A 19800-nucleotide genomic window follows, 5' to 3' on the forward strand; every position below is an offset into this window, starting at 1 on the left:
CCAGATTTTTTTATTTAGAAGACTGTGCTACAGACATTACATTCCACGGATTAATCTCGGTCCCATCATCCAGAATGAGATAATAGTTTCCTTTAGAATGCTTAACAGAGCTAACTGTGCCAGTTTTATCTGTAGTACTTTGACCATCAGTCCAAGATACTTCTTTTCCCAGCCAATCAACATACGAAGTAAACGGATCTTGATTTTCAACGAATTGAGTCATGGTCTTATTCATGTTCATCATTTGCTCCAGGCTTGAAAAAGTCGCCATCTGACTGATAAATTCTTTGTCATCAACCGGGTTGAGCGGATCTTGGTTTTGGACTTGGGTCATTAATATTTTTAAGAACTCATCTTTCCCCAAGCTGCTATTGCTAGTCTTCACAGTGCTTGTTTTTTCAGGCAGTTTATATTCTGAACTTATAGAAGTCATTCTTCTTCCTCCATTTCAACCGTCGACACTTCATCGAGGAGATCGCCGAAATCATTTGATTGCTTTTTCTGTTTTTGCTGTCTCTGCCCCTCTTGCTGCTGTTTCTGTTCATCAGCAAGCTGGCCGTATATCGGCTGATCCCCGCTTTGGACAGGGAGAGTAAAACGGTCAATTTGGACGGCCATATTCGGCAATGATTGCTTCAGCTGAGGAAGATGCTGTTCAAGCAGTTCTTTTGCTGATTGGCTCGATGCAATGATTTTACTCTGAAACATCCCATTTTCATTTGTCAGCTTGATTGTGACAAATCCTAAATGTTCAGGGTTCAGCCGAATGGTGAAACTTCCCGTCGATCTGCCGAATGGCGTATATTTCATTTGCTTCCACGCATTGATCACTTGATCAGCCACCGTTTTTGTTTCGGCAGCCGGTAAATCAGATGAGAGCTGGTGCAGATCAAGTGTTTGAACTCCTCCAGTGCCCCGGTATCCTGAAAACAGCATTTGGAGTCCTGATTTACTATCTACAGGCTGAATACTTCCAGAAACATCGGATGCACTTTTGCTGGATGAGTGTTGCGAGAGCGGTGCGAGGACACGCTTTCCAAAGTCTTGCGATGATTCGGATGATTTCGATAACAAGAAAGCTTTCAGCTGACTTTCAGCTAAATTCCATTCTTTAGTCCCTTTTTGAGGAAGCATAGACATTTGTTCCATTAAGCTTTGAAAACTTTTCAGCTCTGACGCTGTCATCGAATAAAGTTTTGAACTTGACTCATCTTTAGTGAATATTTGCTGTTTAAGATCCTGAATCAGCTGCTGAGATACGCCCTTTTTTTCTAATGCAGAAAGAAATTGATCTCTATTCTGATAAATGACATGAGCTTCATTGCTATTCCCACGGTCAGACAGCTTATTCCCTTCTAGCAGCTGACTAATGAACATCTGGATAAGGACAAGTTCTTTATCATCCTCAGATACTTCATTCTCCTGATTTGGTTGCTCTGTATCAAACTTCAGTTCTCCATTAATGTCTGCAGCAGAATCATTGGCAGCAAGAGCCGTTTTACCTTCTGAAATGATTTTTTCCGCTTCAGCGAGTAATTGATCCATCCCGCCGGACATTTTTGATTCAACTGCTTGCAACAGATGCTGCAGCATTTGCTGAGCGGTTTCATCCAACTGCTTCCCTGTTAGTTTGCTTAATGTTTGCAGAAGTTCCGCTTTTTGTTTGTCTTGATCTTCAGGACTTGCATTTAGCCAATCACTGATTTTTTTAAGCGCATCTGCTAAAAGCTGATCACTGAAATCAGGAGCTCCCTTTCCTTGTTCTGAGAGTTCACTCAATCCGGTCTCAGACATAAGCCAGTTTTGAAAAACTCCCTGGTTGCTTTTCATGGTTTTAGCCGCAGTACCCGCTGTGGTTTGCAGCAAAGGTCCTGCCAATTCAAGCAGCTTCACCTTTAATTCCCCCTATTCTTGGCTGGCAGCAATTTTTTCTGTATAAGTTGCTGCTTGCTCAGGAGTCATCTTCGCCAATATGTCAGCAAGCTGCTTTTTGCTTAGGCCATTCAATATTTTCAGCGCTTCTTGCTCCTTTAATTGGGCAATAATTTTAGCGGCCTTTCCGCTGTCCATGCTTTTATATACACTGATCACTTTGTCATTTTCAGAAGAAGAATTCGAGCCTGATGCATTTTCAGTATTATCTTTTGATGACTTTTTTTGATCCTCCGCCGTCTTTTCAAGTGAACGGATCTTTTGATTGAGTCTGTCGATTTCAGATTTACTCGTTTCTAAATCTTTATTCAATATACTGATTTCACTTTTTTGATCCTTAATGGTCTTTTCCAGAGCTGCCGTATTACTGCTATCCTTACTTGATGCTGTGTCTTTTTTATTTTCGGTTTCAGGAACCAATTCTTTTAGAACCGGCGTTTTTGCCGCCGCTTCCTGTATCGGCTTTAAAACATTGACACCAGCAGCCCAAAGAACAATCCCCCCTGCGATTAGAAGAAACATCAGCGGAAGGATAATGATAAGCAAAACCGAACGGAACTTACCTGATTCTTTCTTTTTGCCGGACATTACATTCGCTCCTAATGGCCTTGAATCATAAACTGCTTAATCGAAATATCATCCATTTCTTTCATCTCTGCAGCTTTGTCTTCAATAGCAAACATTTTAAACTGTTTTTCACGCATTTTTTCAAACTTTTTCACTTCAATATTTTTCTCTGTCAAAATTTCTTGTTTTTGATTCATTTGATTTCTTTTCATAATAACTAGCTTTTGGTAGTGATAAATCGTATTTTCAAGATTTGAGACAAATTGCTGGTAATGCCTCATTTCTTGTACACTCATGCCGCTTTTCAATTTCTTTTCCTTATCTTGTTCAAGCAATTCCTTTTTGCTCATATTCTCATATAACTTTTCAGCAACGTTTTCAAATTCAGAAACGGATTGCTGATATTCGGATAAGGATTGATCTTTCTCATTTTCTTTTAGTTCCAGCAGCTTCTGGAATCTAAATTGATAAGCCACGTTTATTCCTCATTTCCTGTCAAACTAGTTAATGCAGCAATACTTTCTTCTAATAATGCTGATTCGTCTGTTCCCTGTTTTAAAAATTGAATAAGTTGCGGATAAAATTGTATCGCTTCATCAATTTCTCTTGAGGATCCTCTTTTGTAAGCTCCGATATTAATGAGATCTTCCGAATTTTGATATGTCGATAAAAGTTCACGGAATTTATTTGCTGCATCTAGGTGTTGCCTTGTCGATATGTTTGACATCACCCTGCTGATGCTTTTTAGTATATTAACTGCAGGAAACTGGCCTTTATTGGCAAGCGCCCTGTCCAATACAATATGTCCGTCTAAAATTCCGCGAACAGTGTCAGCAATCGGCTCATTCATGTCATCCCCGTCTACCAATACTGTATAAAACGCGGTAATGGTTCCGTGCTCATTTGCACCCGTTCGTTCTAATAAACGAGGTAAAATAGCGAACACAGAAGGTGTATAGCCTTTTGTCGTCGGAGGCTCTCCGGCGGCCAGTCCAATCTCACGCTGCGCCATTGCCACCCTTGTAACAGAATCCATCATAAACATGACATTTTGGCCTTTATCGCGGAAATACTCAGCAATTGCCGTTGCTGTATATGCCGCTTTCAATCTCATTAGTGCTGGCTGATCTGAGGTGGCAACGACTACAATCGATCGTTTCAGACCCTCATCCCCAAGATCTTTTTCAATAAACTCCCTAACCTCTCGCCCGCGTTCCCCAACAAGTGCAATGACGTTTAAGTCAGCCTCTGTCTGCTTGGCGATCATCCCCATTAGTGTGCTTTTTCCGACACCGCTTCCTGCAAAAATGCCAATCCGCTGGCCTTTACCGACTGTCAGCAAGCTGTCAATTGATCTGACTCCGACACCCATCTTTTCACGGATAGGCGGCCGTTTCATCGGATTGGGCGGTGATTGCTCCGTCGATACAGGCGAAAGCCCTTTCGGCAAAAGCTTGCCGTCAAGCGGCTCTCCAAAAGCATCGATGACTTGTCCGATCAGCCCGGCTCCGACTTTAACCCGAAGAGATTCACCGGTGGCTTCTACAATGCTGCCGGGTGCAATGCTTGCAGCCTCTAAATAAGGCATAAGCAAAATATTTTCTTCCTGGAAGCCGACAACCTCAGCTTTTATGACGTTCCCAGATTGCCCTTTTGCATAAATCAGGCACACGTCGCCAATTGAGCTTGCAGGCCCTTTTGATTCAATCATCAGGCCGATCACCCGCTTGACTTTTCCGTACCGTTTATACGAGTCCGTCATTTCTATGCAATCTATCAGACTCTGTGTCTTCATTCAGCTGCACCCGCTTCCAGCGCTGTCAGAAGTTTATCTTTCAATTGCATCAATTGTGTGTCAACACTCGCATCTACCCTGCCAAAAGGTGTTTCAATATAACAAGATCCTTTTTGAGCTTTTTCATCAGCATATATGCCAAGCCGGCATTCTTTATAAAGCAGCTGCTGAATTTCATCCTTTTGCTGAAAGACTGTCTCATAGTAATATGGATCCACATATATTGAGATATCGTCATATTCCTTTACTTCGTTTATGACCTGTTTCACTAGCAGGAGAAAAGCCTCTTTATCATCAGATTTTTGCTGCCAAACTTTTTTAGCTAGTGCAACGGCAAGCTCAACGATTTCTTCATTAGCGTCTTCAAGCTTATTCTCAACAGCTTTTCTGGACATTTCAGTTATGCTGTTTGCTTGGTCGATCAGCTCGCCATACTGTTGAAGCGCCTCAGCTTTTCCTAATGCCACACCTTGTTCAAAGCCCTCGGCTTTTGCTTCCTCAATAAGCTTCTGTTTTTCAGCCGACCAATCATTTTTTTCCTGCTCAATTTGACGGCGAATATTTTCTATATGGCTGTTTGCCTGCTCAGAAATCCGGTCAGCTTCCTCTTTCACTCGAGCCATAAGCGCTTCTGGGTTCTCTTCAGCCTGCAAAAGATGAGAATGATCGATACGCACCTCTTGTACAGAGAGTTTTCTTCTTTCCTTTTGTGGAGAAAAAGATGATTCTTGTTTAATGATATTAGACAATAATATCGTCCCCTCCGCCTCTTGCTATCACAATTTCTCCGGCTTCTTCAAGCTTTCTGACGATGCTTACAATTCTTGATTGAGCTTCTTCTACATCTTTCAAACGTACAGGGCCCATAAATTCCATTTCTTCTTTAAAGGTTTCAACCATACGCTGTGACATATTGTTGAATACAATTTCTTTGACTTCTTCGCTTGCAACCTTTAATGAAAGGAGCAGATCGTCGTTCTCAACATCGCGAATGACTCTCTGAATTGCGCGGTTATCAAGTGTAACAATATCTTCGAAGACAAACATCCGCTTTTTAATTTCTTCAGCAAGATCAGGATCCTGAATTTCCAATGAATCCAAGATCGTCTTCTCTGTTCCTCTGTCTACCCCGTTTAACACTTCAACAACAGCTTCAATTCCGCCTGTTTGTGTATAATCCTGAGTAAATGCAGAAGATAATTTTTGTTCCAGAATCCGTTCTACCTCATTAATAATTTCAGGAGACGTTCTGTCCATGACCGCGATTCTTCTCGCAACCTCAGCCTGTACTTCAGGATTCAGCTCGGATAAAATTTGCCCAGCTTGCACAGGATCTAAATAAGACAAGATTAAAGCCATCGTCTGCGGATGCTCTTGCTGTATAAAATTCAAAATTTGTTCGGGCTCCGCTTTTCTGGCAAAATCAAATGGTTTAACTTGTAAAGAAGAAGTCAGCCTGTTTAGAATGTTTTCCGCCTTATTCTCACCAAGCGCCTTTTCAAGAACTTGTCTCGCATAGCTTAGGCCGCCTTGAGAAATATAATCTTGCGCAATGGCTATATTATGAAATTCTTCTATTATTTCATCCTTTTTTTGATGATCGACACTTCGAACACCTGATATTTCCAGGGTAAGCCTTTCAATTTCTTCATCGGTTAAGTGCTTATATACAGAAGCTGACACATCTAACCCCAAGGAAATCATGAGAATGGCTGCTTTTTGTTTTCCTGTAAGCTTATCTTGATCACGTCTCGCCATTTCTAATTCCTCCTAATCCTCGGCCAGCCAGCTTCTCAGCAGTTTTGCAAAATCTTCCGGCTTGTCTTTCGCCATCTTTTCAAGCTGTTTTCGTCTGACTGTTTCCGCTGTTTCATTTTCCTCTTCATTGATATCAGGCAAATTGATTGGTTCTTGAGGAACCTCATACTCATATTCCTCAAATTCATCCTCTTGCGCCCGTTTCTTTCTGACAAGCATAATGATCAGAACAATGATCGCTGCGATTAAAACACCGCCTACGATATATGCCCACAGCGGGATACCTGAAGATTTTTCCGTATTTGTATCCAAGTTGACTTTCCCGTCAAATGGCTGAACGGAGACCACAATTTTATTATTAATATCTTCATCAGAAAGATTCTGGTTTGTTGTTGCATCCTTATCTAATGATGTTCTGACTACAGTTGAGAGGATTTTTTGTATATCATCCTGTCTTTCAGTTGATAGCGACGCTGTATTTTTGGCATCAGGCGGCTCAACCATTACTTGAATCCCTAAATCTCTGACCTTATAAGGGCTTTCAGCGATTTCTTTATGGATTCGGTTAACCTCGTAATTGATTTTATTGCTGCTTTTTTCGTAGTTCCCGCTTTCGGCATTTTCACCGTCAGCTTTATAATTTGTTACATCTTCGTCGCCGGTTCCGGCAGTTCCGCCATTGGCTGCACCGTCACCCTGGTATGTTTCAGATACCTTTTCAGCGCTAACTGCAATGCCTTCCATGTTTTCTTTATCAACAGGTTCGACAATGTCTTCTGTGCGATTTTCTTTTGTGAAATCAATGTCTGCTGTAACAGAGACAACGACTTTATCTTGGCCCATCATTGTTCCAAGCAGTGACTGAACATGTTTTTGAATGTCTTTTTCAACTTGGGACTTAATTCCTTGCTGAGAAGAATAACTATCCGCGTAGGACCCTGCATCGCTGTCTGATTTGTCGTAGTATGTAGAATTTTGGTCCATGATCACGATGTTATCTTCTTTTAAGTTCGGCACACTTTTCGATACCAGATGATACAATCCGTTGATCTGGCTTTGCTCAAGTGTATAGCCCGGCTGAATCTGCAGAACGATTGATGCGGATGCTGCAGATTGCTCCTCACCGACAAACACAGCGTCTTTCGGGAGGTTAATCATTACTTTTGAATTTTTGATACCGTCCATTTCATTGATCAAATTTGACAGTTCTGTCTGTGTGGCTTTCACTTTCACCATATCAAACTCATTGTCTGTCAAACCAAAGCCGGCATTCTGCCCAAAAAATGAATAGTCAATTGATCCAGTTTTGGGAAGTCCTTCTGCAGCCAGCTGCACTTTCAAAGAATCAACCTGATCCTCTGGAACACTAATCACTGTACCGCCATTCGAAAGTTCGTTTGGCACTTTTTTCGCATCCAGTTCTTCTTTGATTTGCCCTGCTTCTTCGGCAGACAGATCCTTGTATAGCGGCGCCATTTTAGAACTTGAAGCAAAAACACTAATAATAATTCCAATAATAATAATTGCCGCTAAAGCACTAATCATTAAAACCTTTTGTAATTTAGATCTATTTTTCCAAAACTCACTCGTTTTGTTTTTCATTTGCATTAGAGTACGATTCATGTTAACCCCCGGTCATTCCACTCTTTCTCTTAATCGTCAGACCCCCTACATTTGCATTCTCATAATCTCCTGATAAGCTTCCACAGCTTTATTGCGGAACTCTGTTGCTGCAGTTAGAGAGATGCTTGCTTTTTGAGCGGCGATCATGACCTCATCAAGATTTACATCTTTTCCTGCAGCCAAGGCATTAGTCATGTTGTCAGAAGCTACTTGGGACTCATTTAACGAACTAATAGAGTTTTTTAAAAGCTCCGAAAAGCTTGTTTGATTTGAAGAATCTGTTTTTTGGCTATTGTTTACTTGATTTGTTGCATTTTGAGTGTTTTGAGTATTTTGAACCTGAAAAGGAGAAATTGCATTAATCACTTTCATTCACCTTACTTTCCGATTTCTAACGCCTTCATCAGCATTCCCTTTGTGGCATTCATCGCTGTGACATTCGCCTCATATGATCTTGTGCTGCTGACAAGGTCAACCATTTCTTTCAACGGATCAACATTAGGCTTTTGTACATATCCTTCAGCGTTTGCATCAGGGTCTGTCGGATCATAGACAAGATTAAATTCTGAATCATCTTCCGTAATTTTAGAAACCTTTACACCGTTTCCAGCATTGCCGCTTCCGCTCATTTGAGAATTGAGTATAGAAGAGAACGATTCACCTTTTGACTGGAGGGAAACCATTTTTCTTCTGTAAGGCACCCACTCTCCGTTCACCTGCTTAGCTCTTGTCGTATCCATATTTGCCAAGTTAGACGATACAACGTCCATTCTGACTCGCTGAGCTGTTAAAGCAGATGCTGAAACATTTAAGCTATGAAAAGCTGTCATCATTTTCCTCCTGTTAATACGGTCTTCAGCGAATTAAATTTACCGTTCATTCTTTCAACTAAAGCTTGATAATTGATTTGATTTTGTGCCAATTCTGTCATCTCTTTGTCAACGTCAACATTGTTTCCGTTTTGCTGATACGATGTATCTCCGCTCGTTACAATTGAATAATTCGAATCAGTACCAGAAAAATCAATATGACGATAGTCTGTTTTTATCGCTTCAAGACGAGAGGATTCTTGATCTAATAAATTTTGGAAAGAGACTTTTTTTGCCTTATAGTTCGGTGTATCTATATTAGCAATATTATTAGTTATGACTTTTTGCTTAATATTCGCTCTGCCCAAGGCATTTTCAAGATTTTGTATCGTTCCAGAAAATAAGCTCAAATCCACTTACCTCCATTTCAGTTTTTTTCACCCTCAATATCCTTGTCGAGAATTGTAAAACTATATGCTTATTGTAAGAAATAACAGGCATAAAGTCTATGAAGATCGTGTAAAAAAATGTCCTCACAATTATCTATTTTACAACTAGGTATATAGTCCTAGATTGTTAGAACTACATTCCCCGCCTTAATATAAGCCTGAAAATAGCAGAATTTCTGTTTTTTCTATATTCTTTTCGTCATTTTTGAGTCTTTTTGAAGAAATTTATGAGATTTATTAAAATTATTACAAAGAAAGACTTTCAACCCAGGAAATAAAGCTTATTGATTTCCTTTATTTGAAATAAAAAAAGAACCCCTTAAGAGGGGGGTTCTTTGCGTGATTAATGAGATTTTAGATTTTCTAATTCGATTAGGAATTTATTGTTTAGGACTTTGATATAAGTACCTTTCATTCCTAATGATCTTGACTCGATAACACCCGCGCTTTCCAGCTTTCTGAGTGCGTTCACAATAACAGAACGGGTAATGCCGACGCGGTCAGCGATTTTACTTGCAACGAGAAGACCTTCGTTTCCGTCAAGCTCTTCAAAAATGTGCTCAATTGCTTCAAGCTCACTGTAAGAAAGAGAACTGATAGCCATTTGAACGACAGCTTTGCTTCTTGCTTCCTCTTCGATTTCTTCTGCTTTTTCTCTCAGGATCTCCATACCGACAACTGTAGCGCCGTATTCAGCGAGAATTAAGTCATCGTCATTAAATTGATCCTGTAAACGTGAAAGAATGAGTGTTCCTAATCTTTCTCCGCCTCCGATGATCGGTACAATTGTTGTTAAACCAGCTTGGAACAGGTCTCTGTTTTCAACAGGAAAAGCAGTATATTCACTATTAATGTCCAAGTTAGAAGATGTTTCAGGGACATTAAACAGATTTTTCGTATATTCTTCAGGGAATTGACGATCCTCAAGCATTTTTTTCATGCGATCATTTTCAATTTGCTGGTTAATAGAATATCCAAGGAGCTTACCTCTGCGGCTTACAACGAAAATATTGGAATCAATTACATCCCGCAGCGTCTCCGCCATTTCCTTGAAGTTTACCGGTTTCCCTGCCGCAGCTTGCAGCATGGAGTTAATAATTCGTGTTTTTTGTAATAAAGCCATGATAAATAATCCTCCTAAACGTTCCTCTTATTAAATTTTTCACAAAATAAATTGACTTAAATCTTTGTTTTTTGCTATCGTTCCGAGCTTTTCTTCGACATACTGTGGTGTAATCGTTATTTTCTCCATTGTTACATCAGGAGCTTCAAACGACAGATCTTCTAATAAGCGTTCAAGTATTGTATGAAGGCGTCTCGCACCGATATTATCTGTGTCCTGGTTCACATGATAAGCAACTTCAGCAATCTTATGAATAGCTTCGTCAGAAAATTCAAGAGATATACCTTCTGTCTGCAATAATGCCTGATATTGTTTCAGCAGTGCATTATCAGGCTCAATCAAAATTCTCACGAAGTCGTCTACCGTGAGTTTGCTCAGTTCTACACGAATCGGGAAACGCCCCTGCAGTTCAGGAATCAAATCTGACGGTTTGGCCATATGAAACGCTCCTGCTGCAATAAATAACACATGGTCTGTTTTTACCGAACCATATTTAGTGACAACGGTTGAACCCTCAACGATTGGGAGGATGTCCCGCTGAACGCCTTCTCTAGATACATCGGCAGAAGATGACGCGCCGCCGTTTTTTGCAATTTTATCAATCTCGTCGATAAAGATAATTCCGCTCTCTTCTGCTCTCTGAACAGCTTCCTGGCTGACTTCATCCATATCGATGAGTTTGCTTGCTTCTTCATTCGTCAGGACTTTTCTGGCTTCTCTGACTGTCATTTTGCGCCGTTTCTTTTTCTTTGGCATTAATCCGCTCAGCGCATCTTGCATATTCATGCCCATCTGCTCCATACCCGAGCCCTGCAGCATGTCAAACATAGAAGGCTGCTGCTCTTCGACTTCTACTGTTACATAGTAGTCTTCGAGCTCTCCTAAAGCCAGCTGATGCGCCATGCGATTTCTTTTTTCTTCAATGTTTGCTTCTTCCTGGCTCTCCGCCTCATCTTCACCGTTCGGCTGGCTGCCGCCAAAAAACATTTCAAACGGATTTTTAACGCCTGATTGTTTTTTCTTCCCAGGAACCAACAGACGAACAATGCGTTTGTTTGCATTTTCTTCTGCCTGCTCCTTTACTTCATTCATTTTCTCTTCTTTTATAAGCCGAACAGAAGTTTCCACAAGGTCTCTGACCATTGATTCAACATCTCTGCCTACATAGCCGACTTCAGTAAATTTTGTTGCTTCAATTTTGATAAATGGCGCACCTGAAAGCTTGGCGATTCGTCTTGCAATTTCAGTTTTCCCAACGCCGGTAGGCCCCATCATTAAAATGTTTTTCGGAACGACCTCGTCCTTCAGCTTTTCATCCAGAAGACTTCTTCTATAGCGGTTTCTTAATGCCACGGCGACAGCTTTTTTCGCGTTTTGCTGACCGACAATATATTGGTCTAACCGATCTACAATCTGTCTTGGTGTTAACGGTTGTTTTTCCATGCGCCTCAAGTCCTTTCTATTCAAGCTCTTCCAGTATGATTTGATCGTTCGTGTAAACACAAATTTCGCCTGCTGTTTCTAACGCGGCTCTAGCAATCTCACTTGCAGACATGCTTTCACCGGCATGCTTTTTCAAAGCTCTTCCGGCTGCCAGAGCGTAATTGCCTCCTGATCCAATCGCGAGAATGCCGTCATCTGGTTCGATCACCTCGCCTGTTCCCGATACGAGAAGCAAAGTATCCTGATTCATAACAATCAGCATGGCTTCAAGCTTTCTAAGCACTTTATCGCTACGCCATTCCTTCGCAAGCTCAACAGCTGCCCGTTTTAAGTTGCCGTTATATTCTTCAAGCTTAGCTTCAAACTTTTCGAATAATGTGAAAGCGTCTGCAACAGATCCTGCAAACCCGGCAAGAACCTTACCGTTAAACAGTTTCCTCACTTTTCTTGCAGTGTGTTTCATGACAACAGCCTGACCAAATGTCACTTGGCCGTCTCCGGACATAGCGCTTCGTCCCTTATGCTGTACGGCAAATATTGTGGTCGCATGAAAAGATGACATAAAGGGCCTCCTTTAATTTTTCTTAAAAGCTCTTGGATGGTGAGACATATATGTGTTTCTCAACATTTCCTTCGAAACGTGCGTGTATATCTGTGTCGAAGACAGATTGGAATGCCCGAGCAGTTCCTGAACGCTTCTCAAATCTGCCCCTTCGTTTAACAGATGAGTGGCGAACGTATGTCGAAGCATATGCGGATGGATATGTAAAGTGCCGGACGCTTTTTGAACAAGCCCGCTTAAAATATGCCTGATGCCTCGGGCTGTAAGCGGTCCGCCTCTTTGATTTACGAATAATAGATCATGAGGTTCTTTTGCTTTCATCAGCAAGCACTGTCTTCCGCTATTCATATAAACCTTCAACGCTTCGCGGGCGTAAGACCCAAAGGGGATATAGCGCTGCTTCTTGCCTTTACCGTGAACAAGCACAGTGTCCATAAACAAGTCAACGTCGTTAACAGTTATGGAACAGCATTCACTGACCCTCATTCCGGTGGCATAGAGAAGCTCTAACAGCGCTTGATCCCTCATTCCGGTCGGCTGGCTTATATCTGAAACTTCAAACAGCTCCTCAAGCTCTTTTTGATATAGAAACTTTGGTATTCGTTTCTCTTGTTTCGGCAGATGAACAAGCTGAAACGGATTTTCTTCAACAAGTTTTTCCCGCATCAGAAACTTATAAAAGCTTCTTAATGCAGATATCTTTTTGCTTATTGTTCTTCTCGATAAACCTTTTTCATAGGCTTCTGTCAAAAAAATCCTAGTATCTTGATATGCAGCTTTTTCAAATCCATTTATACCTTGAACGCGCAGGAAAGTCTCGAATTCTTCAATTGAATCCACATAATTCACAATAGTATATTGTGAATAATTTTTTTCAATTTGTAAATATTCAACGAATAACTTTACGAAATTCTTAACATTCTCCATGCCTAATACCTCCCCAGGAAGGGCTTTTAAATGGTATCACAAATCGCGTTCAGGTTGCAATCAATACCTATATTGTTTTCGAAATTGTTTGAATTGTCTCGATTGCACGGTTCGCGTATTGTTCATTACGCTCTTTTTTATTTTTAATTTTAACAGGCAATTCTTTTAAAAGCCCAAAGTTTGCATTCATCGGCTGGAAGTTCTTCTGGTTTGTTGTTGTAATATAGTGTGCCATACTGCCTATTGTTGTTTCCTGAGGGAAAGTGACAAGCTCTTCTCCTAAAACAAGTTTAGCCGCATTAATACCTGCTACCAGTCCTGAGGCAGCGGATTCCACATATCCTTCTACTCCCGTCATTTGGCCTGCAAAGAACAAATCACTGCGATTTTTAAATTGATATGTCGGCTTTAACAGGCTTGGAGAGTTAATGAATGTATTTCTGTGCATCACGCCGTATCTGACGATTTCTACATTTTCAAGCCCTGGAATCAATTTGAGAACTTCCTTTTGGTCTCCCCATTTTAAATGAGTCTGGAATCCTACAATATTATAGAGTGTTCCCGCTGCATCATCCTGTCTGAGCTGAACGACAGCATGTGGACGTTTTCCTGTAACAGGATGCTCTAATCCAACAGGTTTCATCGGTCCGAAAAGCATTGTTTTCTTTCCCCGTTTTGCCATGACCTCAATCGGCATGCAGCCTTCAAAGAAAATTTCTTTTTCAAACTCTTTTAATGGAACTGTTTCTGCTGATGTTAATGCTTCATGAAAACGGTCAAACTCTTCTTCTGTCATCGGGCAGTTCAAATATGCCGCTTCACCTTTATCATAACGAGATTTCAAGTACACTTTATCCATATCAAGGCTGTCTTTTTCTACAATTGGCGCCGCTGCGTCATAAAAATACAGATAGTCCTCGCCAGTTAGCTCCTTCAGTTGGGCAGACAGTGATTCAGATGTTAACGGACCCGTTGCGATAATGGTAGGACCTTCAGGAATTCCAGTCACTTCTTCATTAATAACGGTTACGTTTGGATGATTTTTCACCCGATTTGTCACACTTGCGGCAAATTCATGACGGTCTACTGCGAGAGCACCGCCAGCAGGCACCGAACATTCGTCAGCAGCCGCGATGATGGCTGAATCAAGCGCCCGCATTTCTTCCTTTAATACACCGACAGCGTTAGCAAGCGTATTGGAACGCAGAGAGTTGCTGCACACAAGCTCGGCAAATTTATCTGTATGGTGCGCAGGCGTTTGTTTAACAGGGCGCATTTCATATAATCTGACTTGAATCCCCCGTTTGGCAAGCTGCCACGCCGCTTCACTTCCTGCGAGTCCGGCTCCGATTACATTCACTGTTTGTTGGTTCATCTTTCACATCTCCTAGTTTATTATTCAAGGCCTTCTTTTAACACACAAAGAAGGTGAGCAAGACCCTGCTCACCGCTACTTCTGTGGTTCTTCCTTATAATCGCATTCCACGCATTGGACTTGTATGCCTTTTTTGAGTTTTTTCTCGACGAGCATTTTTCCGCATTTCGGGCATTTTCGTTCAATTGGTTTGTCCCAGGAAACGAATTCACAGTCCGGATAACGGTCACAGCCGTAAAAAACCCGTTTCTTTTTCGATTTTCGTTCAACAATATTTCCTTCACCGCAGCTCGGACACTTCACACCGATTTGTTTCACAATCGGTTTTGTGTTCCGGCAGTCCGGGAAGTTGGAGCAAGCTAAGAATTTACCGTATCGGCCCATTTTATATACCATTGGAGAACTGCACAATTCACAATCTTCTCCGGCATATTCTGGTTCAATTTCAACTTCCTTCATTTCTGATTCGGCTTTTTTCACGCGCTTTTCAAAATCGGTATAGAAGTTATCAATAATCTGTACCCATTCTATATTGCCTTCCTCAACATTATCTAGGTCTTTTTCCATTTTTGCCGTAAACTCAACGTTAATGATTTCAGGGAAAAATTCCATGATCAGCTCAAGCACGATCTGCCCTAATTCTGTGGGAACAAACCGTTTATTATCCAGTCCTACGTAGCCGCGCCGCTGAATGGTATCAAGCGTCGGAGCATATGTGGAAGGACGGCCGATACCGAGTTCTTCAAGAGTTTTCACGAGCCGTGCCTCAGTATAACGCGGAGGCGGCTGGGTAAAATGCTGCTCCGGTTCTATATCTTTTGATAATACCGTGTCGCCTTCTTGCAGGTCAGGCAGCATCCGGTCTTTTTCTTCCATTTGATCGTCTTTTCCTTCAACATACACCTTCATAAACCCGGAAAACTTGACTTTACTTCCATTTGCACGAAATGTCAAACCATTGTTTGTCAGGTCGACACTCATTGTATCGAGAACAGCAGGGGCCATTTGGCTGGCAACAAAGCGCTCCCAAATTAATTTATACAATCTCATTTGATCTCTGCCAAGTACTGCTTTTAATTCACTTGGTTTTCTGAGAACTGATGTCGGGCGAATTGCTTCGTGAGCGTCCTGAGCATTTTCATTCTTTTTCGCAGGCTTTCGTTTGCCGCCTAAGAACTCTTTGCCGTATGCCTGATCAATAAATGCAGCAGCTTCGTCCACCGCCGTATTTGAAATACGGGTTGAATCCGTTCTCATATACGTGATCAGACCGACTGTTCCTTCTCTTCCAAGATCAATTCCTTCATATAATTGCTGTGCAATCATCATCGTTTTCTTCGCTCTGAAATTGAGCTTGCGAGCCGCTTCCTGCTGCAGGGTGGAAGTGGTAAAAGGCAAAGCTGGATTACGTTTGCGTTCCTTTTTCGTTACTTTTTCAACTGTATATTTATTGCCTTTGAGCTGAGAAAGAATGTCTTTTACATCGGCTTCACTTTTTAAAGGAAGTTTTTTGCCGTTTTTTCCGAAAAAGCTCGCTTCGAACGTTTCCTGTCCTTTCAAAAACGTACCGTCAATTGTCCAATATTCCTCCGGCTTAAAGTCGTTAATTTCTTTTTCGCGATCAATAATTAAACGGAGGGCAACGGATTGAACGCGGCCTGCGCTAAGCCCTTTCTTGACTTTTTTCCATAGGATAGGACTGATTTTATATCCGACAAGCCGGTCTAAAATACGTCTCGCCTGCTGTGCATCCACTAAATCCATATTGATCATGCGAGGATGCTTAAACGATTCCTTAATGGCGTCTTTTGTAATTTCATTAAACACCACACGGCAGTCTGAATTAAGATCTAAATCAAGGCTGTGTGCCAAGTGCCATGCAATCGCTTCCCCTTCTCTGTCGGGGTCGGCTGCGAGATACACTTTTTTGGCTTTTTTCGCAGCCGTTTTCAGCTCTTTTAATACCGGCCCTTTACCTCGAATGGTAATATATTTCGGTTCAAAATTCTGTTCTATGTCAACTCCCATTTGACTTTTTGGAAGATCCCGGACATGTCCCATTGATGCTTTTACTTTATATTTTTTACCTAAGTAACGTTCAATCGTTTTCGCCTTAGCGGGCGATTCCACGATGACTAGATAATCAGACATTTTCATCCCCCTCAAGAGGTGTTCTCTCTCTTTTCAAGTATTTCAATTTTGTTTTTGCAGCTGTCTTTATTTGGCTTTCAACATTTCATTCTTTATGATGAACGTCATTATTTAAATAGAAAACAATATGCAACTTTAAATCCTCACTATTATTAAATATTACAATACCGTTTGTCAAACGATAATTCAAAAGGGTTCCGTATATTGAACGTTTCTCTCAGGAAGCTCCTCGAAAATATCCTCTGCTGACCATATAGCTTTAGCCCCCTGCTGGATCAGTTTTATAGGACCTCCGGCGTAAGGATCAAATAATGAGCCGGGTACGGCAAATACTTCTCTTCCTTGTTCCAGTGCTTGATATGCAGTAATCAGCGAACCACTTTTTTCTTTGCCCTGCACGACAATAACGCCTTCACTTAATCCGCTGATAATACGGTTTCTCATAGGGAAATGCCATTTTTGGGGTTTGGTTTCAGGTGGGTGCTCTGACAGAAGGATATGGTGTTTAGCCATATGATCTGCTAACTGAAGGTTTTCCCGGGGATATATGTGTTGAAATCCGCCTGCAATGACGCCGATTGTCCGCCCCTTCGCCTTAATACTTGCAGCATGGGACATTCCGTCTATCCCAGACGCCAGTCCGCTGACAATCACCCAATTTTTACGGCAGAGCTCTTCTGTAAGATGATTGACAATTTGTATCCCATAAGCTGTTGGATTTCTTGTCCCTACAATTCCAATTTTCCTCCCTTTAGAAAGAAGGGTCATATCACCCTTTGCAAACAGGACAGCGGGGGGATCATAAATGGTTTTCAGCCAGAAAGGATATTGCTTTGAAGAAATCGGGATGGGGTTAATTCCTTGCTCATGGTAAGCAGCAAGTACACGCTGAAGCTTTGGATATTGTTCTTCTATTTTATTTTTTAATGCAGCTGCCTTTATTTTACCTCGAGTAACAGTTTCTAACACGGGTGACGTCAGCGACATAGACGGATCAGCTTTCCACCATTTTAATAGAAGGGATGGGGATAATAATTGATTGATTCTGCAAATCATTAAACAGGCAGCGGCCTGATCCAATATATTGACCTCCTTTTGACAGAAAAAGCAGGAACAGCCTTGACGGCTGTCCCTTCTTTATTAATGCGTTTTGCAAGTTTCGAACAAGTTCTTCTCTTTCAGCACCTTAATTAAGGTTTCACCCATTACAGAAGGTGTCTCTGCAACTTCGATTCCGCATGCATTAAGCGTTTTGATTTTTTCATCAGCTGTCCCTTTTCCACCGGAAATAATGGCGCCTGCATGCCCCATGCGCTTCCCTGGAGGTGCTGTTTTCCCGCCGATAAAACCGACTACCGGTTTTGTCATGTTGGCTTTTACCCACTCTGCCGCTTCCTCTTCGGCAGTACCGCCGATTTCGCCAATCATGATGACAGCGTGTGTGTCAGGATCTTCGTTAAACGCTTTTAAAACATCAATAAAGTTTGTTCCATTTACAGGATCGCCGCCGATTCCAACAGCTGTAGATTGTCCTACACCCGCTTCTGACAGCTGGTGCACCGCTTCGTATGTTAATGTTCCTGAACGCGATACAACGCCTACATGACCCTTTTTATGGATATATCCAGGCATAATGCCGATTTTACATTCTTCAGGCGTGATGACACCAGGGCAGTTTGGCCCTATCAGTCTCGTTTTCTTGCCTTCCATGAAGCGTTTGACCTTTACCATATCCAAAACCGGAATATGCTCCGTGATACAAATCACGAGATCAAGCTCCGCATCTACCGCTTCCATAATGGCATCAGCTGCAAACGGTGCCGGCACATATATAACAGACGCGTTAGCGCCAGTCGTTTGAACTGCTTCAGCCACTGTATTAAATACAGGAACACCTTCCGCTTCAGTTCCGCCTTTTCCAGGTGTTACACCGCCTACGATATTTGTGCCGTATTCGAGCATCTGCTTCGTATGAAATAAAGCGGTAGAACCTGTAATCCCTTGCACAATAACTCTTGTATCTTTATTAATAAAAACACTCATTATCTGGTCCCCTGCCTTTCATTCTTTCCTAAACTAAGGATACGATTTTCTGCGCGCCGTCAGCCATTGATTCCGCAGATGTAATATTTAATCCTGATTCACTAAGGATTTTCTTCCCTAGATCCACGTTTGTGCCTTCAAGACGGACGACAAGCGGCAATGTCAAACCGACTTGTCTTGTCGCTTCAACAACCCCTTCTGCGATGACATCACATTTCATAATGCCGCCGAAAATGTTGACAAAAATCCCTTTAACGTTTTGATCAGAAAGAATGATTTTAAATGCTTCCGTGACTTTTTCTGCGGTTGCACCGCCGCCCACATCAAGGAAGTTGGCGGGTTCTCCTCCATAATGCTTGATAATATCCATTGTGGACATTGCAAGTCCCGCGCCGTTTACCATACAGCCGATATTTCCATCAAGAGAAATGTAGCTTAAGTCATATTTGGACGCTTCGATTTCTTTCGGATCTTCTTCATCCAAATCTCTGTATTCCATAATGTCCTTTTGTCTGTACAACGCGTTGCTGTCGAAATTCAATTTCGCATCAAGCGCCATCACATTTCCGTCGCCAGTAACAACGAGCGGATTGATTTCGGCGATTGAGCAGTCTTTCTCAACAAATGCTTTGTATAGTCCAAGCATAAATTTAGCAGCTTTTCCCACAAGCTCCTTTGGAATATTAATAGCGAATGCGATTTCTCTAGCTTGATAGCCTTGGAGGCCGACAGCCGGATCAATGACAGCTTTCTTGATTTTTTCCGGTGTTTTCTCCGCTACTTCTTCAATTTCCGTTCCGCCTTCTTCAGAAGCCATAAGAACGATTCTAGAAGTGGCGCGGTCAAGCACAAGCCCCACGTAGTATTCTTTTTTAATATCGCAGCCTTCTTCAATAAGTAAGCGTTTTATTACTTGGCCGTCCGGACCCGTCTGATGTGTAACTAGGGTCTTCCCTAAGAGTTCTTCGGCATACGCTTTCACTTCGTCTAACGATTTTGCTATTTTTACCCCACCAGCTTTGCCTCGACCGCCAGCATGAATTTGAGCCTTTACGACATAAACCGAGCTGGATAAGTTCTTTGCTTTCTCAACTGCTTCTTCTGCTGTAAAAGCCACTTTACCTTCAGGAACAGATACCCCATATTTTCTGAGGACTTCTTTTCCCTGGTACTCATGGATATTCATTTCCCATCCTCCTAACTTATGTAACAAAACTAAAATAGACTGCGCTTTCATTCTATA

General features: G+C 41.7%; 20 protein-coding genes. All 20 read right to left on the reverse strand.

The window, feature by feature from the left end:
• Positions 1-10: 10 nt before the first annotated feature.
• The 20 genes from flgD to sucC all read right to left on the reverse strand — a co-directional run bounded on the left by flgD (position 11) and on the right by sucC (position 19743).
• Positions 11-433 (reverse strand): flagellar hook assembly protein FlgD, encoded by a 423-nt coding sequence (gene flgD, locus AC0DBE_RS06490; protein ID WP_014113793.1) that lies wholly within the window; start codon positions 431-433, stop codon positions 11-13.
• The gene (locus tag AC0DBE_RS06495) at positions 430-1893 is read right to left on the reverse strand and encodes a flagellar hook-length control protein FliK (protein ID WP_014113792.1); all 1464 of its coding nucleotides are present in this window, start codon (positions 1891-1893) and stop codon (positions 430-432) included. The genes flgD and AC0DBE_RS06495 overlap by 4 nt, the downstream gene beginning before the upstream one ends.
• A gap of 12 nt (positions 1894-1905) precedes the next feature.
• Positions 1906-2520 carry a MotE family protein gene (locus tag AC0DBE_RS06500; protein ID WP_014113791.1) on the reverse strand — a complete coding sequence of 205 codons (615 nt, stop codon included), beginning with the start codon at positions 2518-2520 and terminating at the stop codon, positions 1906-1908.
• An 11-nt stretch (positions 2521-2531) separates the two neighbouring features.
• On the reverse strand, positions 2532-2975 hold the full coding sequence (gene fliJ / locus AC0DBE_RS06505; protein WP_003220866.1) for a flagellar export protein FliJ: 444 nt from the start codon (positions 2973-2975) through the stop codon (positions 2532-2534).
• Between the two features lie 2 nt (positions 2976-2977).
• Entirely contained in the window at positions 2978-4294 is a 1317-nt protein-coding gene (gene fliI, locus AC0DBE_RS06510; protein WP_041520951.1) for a flagellar protein export ATPase FliI, read from the reverse strand.
• Complete coding sequence (gene fliH / locus AC0DBE_RS06515) at positions 4291-5043, reverse strand: flagellar assembly protein FliH (protein ID WP_439846033.1); 753 nt, start codon at positions 5041-5043, stop codon at positions 4291-4293. The genes fliI and fliH overlap by 4 nt, the downstream gene beginning before the upstream one ends.
• Positions 5036-6052 (reverse strand): flagellar motor switch protein FliG, encoded by a 1017-nt coding sequence (gene fliG / locus AC0DBE_RS06520; RefSeq protein WP_003220860.1) that lies wholly within the window; start codon positions 6050-6052, stop codon positions 5036-5038. Before fliG ends, fliH begins: the two co-directional genes overlap by 8 nt.
• Before the next feature lie 12 nt (positions 6053-6064).
• Positions 6065-7675: a flagellar basal-body MS-ring/collar protein FliF gene (gene fliF / locus AC0DBE_RS06525; RefSeq protein ID WP_080010075.1), complete on the reverse strand. Its 1611-nt coding sequence runs from the start codon at positions 7673-7675 to the stop codon at positions 6065-6067.
• A gap of 45 nt (positions 7676-7720) precedes the next feature.
• Complete coding sequence (gene fliE / locus AC0DBE_RS06530) at positions 7721-8041, reverse strand: flagellar hook-basal body complex protein FliE (protein WP_003238544.1); 321 nt, start codon at positions 8039-8041, stop codon at positions 7721-7723.
• 11 nt (positions 8042-8052) lie between these two features.
• Positions 8053-8505 carry a flagellar basal body rod protein FlgC gene (flgC, locus tag AC0DBE_RS06535; RefSeq protein WP_014113787.1) on the reverse strand — a complete coding sequence of 151 codons (453 nt, stop codon included), beginning with the start codon at positions 8503-8505 and terminating at the stop codon, positions 8053-8055.
• Positions 8505-8894 carry a flagellar basal body rod protein FlgB gene (gene flgB, locus AC0DBE_RS06540; RefSeq protein WP_014113786.1) on the reverse strand — a complete coding sequence of 130 codons (390 nt, stop codon included), beginning with the start codon at positions 8892-8894 and terminating at the stop codon, positions 8505-8507. Before flgB ends, flgC begins: the two co-directional genes overlap by 1 nt.
• Before the next feature lie 382 nt (positions 8895-9276).
• A complete protein-coding gene (gene codY, locus AC0DBE_RS06545) occupies positions 9277-10056 on the reverse strand; it encodes a GTP-sensing pleiotropic transcriptional regulator CodY (protein WP_003220850.1) in 780 nt (259 codons plus the stop codon).
• A 39-nt stretch (positions 10057-10095) separates the two neighbouring features.
• The gene (hslU, locus tag AC0DBE_RS06550) at positions 10096-11499 is read right to left on the reverse strand and encodes an HslU--HslV peptidase ATPase subunit (RefSeq protein WP_472961516.1); all 1404 of its coding nucleotides are present in this window, start codon (positions 11497-11499) and stop codon (positions 10096-10098) included.
• Between the two features lie 16 nt (positions 11500-11515).
• On the reverse strand, positions 11516-12061 hold the full coding sequence (gene clpQ / locus AC0DBE_RS06555) for an ATP-dependent protease subunit ClpQ (RefSeq protein WP_003238555.1): 546 nt from the start codon (positions 12059-12061) through the stop codon (positions 11516-11518).
• A 12-nt stretch (positions 12062-12073) separates the two neighbouring features.
• Positions 12074-12988, reverse strand: coding sequence for a tyrosine recombinase XerC (gene xerC, locus AC0DBE_RS06560; protein WP_014113784.1), 915 nt, complete (start codon positions 12986-12988; stop codon positions 12074-12076).
• Positions 12989-13055: 67 nt separating this feature from the next.
• Positions 13056-14363 carry an FADH(2)-oxidizing methylenetetrahydrofolate--tRNA-(uracil(54)-C(5))-methyltransferase TrmFO gene (gene trmFO / locus AC0DBE_RS06565; RefSeq protein ID WP_014113783.1) on the reverse strand — a complete coding sequence of 436 codons (1308 nt, stop codon included), beginning with the start codon at positions 14361-14363 and terminating at the stop codon, positions 13056-13058.
• Between the two features lie 75 nt (positions 14364-14438).
• Positions 14439-16514, reverse strand: coding sequence for a type I DNA topoisomerase (topA, locus tag AC0DBE_RS06570; RefSeq protein WP_014113782.1), 2076 nt, complete (start codon positions 16512-16514; stop codon positions 14439-14441).
• 186 nt (positions 16515-16700) lie between these two features.
• The gene (dprA, locus tag AC0DBE_RS06575; protein ID WP_061187457.1) at positions 16701-17594 is read right to left on the reverse strand and encodes a DNA-processing protein DprA; all 894 of its coding nucleotides are present in this window, start codon (positions 17592-17594) and stop codon (positions 16701-16703) included.
• Positions 17595-17654: 60 nt separating this feature from the next.
• Complete coding sequence (sucD, locus tag AC0DBE_RS06580) at positions 17655-18557, reverse strand: succinate--CoA ligase subunit alpha (RefSeq protein ID WP_003238566.1); 903 nt, start codon at positions 18555-18557, stop codon at positions 17655-17657.
• A 28-nt stretch (positions 18558-18585) separates the two neighbouring features.
• Positions 18586-19743: an ADP-forming succinate--CoA ligase subunit beta gene (gene sucC / locus AC0DBE_RS06585; RefSeq protein ID WP_019714397.1), complete on the reverse strand. Its 1158-nt coding sequence runs from the start codon at positions 19741-19743 to the stop codon at positions 18586-18588.
• Between the last annotated feature and the right edge of the window lie 57 nt (positions 19744-19800).

Source organism: Bacillus sp. VA15 (genome assembly GCF_055721145.1).